The organism is Haliea alexandrii, from assembly GCF_003719295.1.
GTDB classification, from domain to species: domain Bacteria; phylum Pseudomonadota; class Gammaproteobacteria; order Pseudomonadales; family Halieaceae; genus Haliea; species Haliea alexandrii.
In genome coordinates this window covers 1-1,226 of sequence record NZ_RFLW01000011.1, presented here as the reverse complement: position 1 = coordinate 1,226, position 1,226 = coordinate 1, and the positions used below count along the sequence as shown (strand labels likewise).

1 protein-coding gene is annotated in these 1,226 nt (G+C 60.9%); it reads left to right on the top strand.

Annotated features, from left to right (window positions below; translation table 11 throughout):
- On the top strand, positions 1-1,226 hold a 1,226-nt coding region (gene tuf / locus EGJ68_RS18040; RefSeq protein ID WP_233248880.1), incomplete at its 5' end, for an elongation factor Tu.

The window sequence follows — 1,226 nt, the reverse complement described above, 5'->3', positions numbered from 1 at the left end:
TGGCAAAGGAAAAGTTCGAACGTAATAAGCCCCACGTCAACGTGGGCACCATTGGTCACGTTGACCATGGCAAGACGACGCTGACAGCGGCGCTGACGAAAGTCTGTGCAGAGACCTGGGGAAACGGTTCGGCGGTAGCGTTTGACGGTATCGACAACGCTCCGGAAGAGCGTGAGCGCGGCATCACGATTGCCACCTCGCACGTGGAATACGATTCACCGACGCGTCACTACGCGCACGTGGATTGCCCCGGACACGCCGACTACGTGAAGAACATGATTACCGGTGCGGCGCAGATGGACGGCGCGATTCTGGTGTGTGGCGCGACTGACGGCCCGATGCCGCAGACCCGTGAGCACATCCTGCTGTCCCGTCAGGTGGGCGTACCCTACATCGTGGTATTCCTGAACAAGGCTGACCTGCTGGCGGAAGATTGCGGCGGCGCGGACAGCGAAGAATACGCCGAGATGAAGGAGCTGGTGGAAATGGAGCTGCGCGAGCTGCTCGACACCTACGACTTCCCGGGCGACGACACGCCGATCATCTGTGGTTCCGCGCTGATGGCGCTGAACGGCGAAGACGACAACGAGCTGGGTGTAACGGCCGTCAAGACACTGGTTGAGACGCTGGACAGCTACATCCCCGAGCCCGAGCGTGCCATCGACCAGACCTTCCTGATGCCGGTAGAGGACGTGTTCTCTATCTCGGGCCGCGGCACCGTGGTGACAGGCCGTGTTGAGCGTGGCGTGATCAAGGTAGGCGAGGAGATCGAGATTGTCGGTATCCGCGACACCGTGAAGACGACCTGTACGGGCGTTGAGATGTTCCGCAAGCTGCTGGACGAAGGCCGTGCGGGCGAGAACGTGGGCGTCCTGCTGCGTGGCACCAAGCGTGAAGACGTTGAGCGTGGCCAGGTACTGGCGAAGCCGGGTTCAGTGAAGCCGCACACCAAGTTCGAGGCAGAGGTTTACGTGCTGTCGAAGGACGAAGGTGGTCGTCACACGCCGTTCTTCAAGGGCTACCGTCCGCAGTTCTACTTCCGTACCACGGACGTTACGGGTGCGTGTGAGCTGCCGGAAGGCGTTGAGATGGTAATGCCGGGCGACAACATCCAGATGGTTGTGACGCTGATTGCACCGATCGCGATGGAAGATGGTCTGCGCTTTGCGATCCGTGAAGGCGGCCGCACCGTGGGTGCTGGCGTCGTCGCCAAGATCATCGAGTAA